Origin of the sequence: Burkholderia sp. ABCPW 14 (genome assembly GCF_001523835.1) — a bacterium.
In the GTDB taxonomy this organism is placed as follows: Bacteria; Pseudomonadota; Gammaproteobacteria; order Burkholderiales; family Burkholderiaceae; genus Burkholderia; species Burkholderia mayonis.
This window is the reverse complement of the sequence record NZ_LOVS01000155.1, coordinates 1-743: the sequence shown is the minus strand read 5'-3', so window position 1 is coordinate 743 and position 743 is coordinate 1. Positions and strand designations below refer to the sequence as shown.

Genomic DNA, 743 nt, shown 5'->3' with positions numbered 1-743 from the left:
TGTCGCTTCGTTGTCGACCTCGACTTCGACCGGCATCAGCTCGCTGTCCACCGGATTGAGCACCACCAACAGCAACGTCACCTCGCTGTCGACTTCGACATCGACCGGCCTCTCGTCGGCCAACAGTTCCATCGCTTCGTTGTCCACCTCGACTTCGACCGGCATCGGTTCGCTGTCCACCGGACTGAGTACGACCAACAGCAACGTTGCGTCGCTGTCGACCTCTACGTCGACGGGGCTTTCGTCCGCCAATAGCTCGATCACTTCGTTGTCCACGTCGACCTCGACCGGTATCGGCTCGCTTTCGAGCGGCCTGAGCACCGCCAACAGCAATGTCGCTTCGTTGTCGACCTCGACTTCGACCGGCATCAGCTCGCTGTCCACCGGACTGAGTACCACCAACAGCAACGTTGCGTCGCTGTCGACTTCCACGTCGACCGGTCTCTCGTCGGCCAATAGCTCCATCGCTTCGTTGTCCACCTCGACCTCGACCAGCATCGGTTCGCTGTCCACCGGACTGAGCACCACCAACAGCAACGTTGCGTCGCTGTCGACCTCCACGTCGACGGGGCTTTCGTCGGCCAATAGCTCCATCTCGTCGCTGTCCACCTCGACTTCGACCGGCATCGGCTCGCTTTCGAGCGGCCTGAGCACCACCAACAGCAACGTCACCTCGCTGTCGACTTCGACATCGACCGGTCTCTCGTCGGCCAATAGCTCCATCGCTTCGTTGTCCACCTCGA

The 743-nt window shown here is 61.0% G+C and carries 1 protein-coding gene; it reads right to left on the bottom strand.

The features are described from left to right. On the bottom strand, positions 1-743 hold a 743-nt coding region (locus WS62_RS38700), incomplete at both ends, for a hypothetical protein (RefSeq protein WP_269435307.1).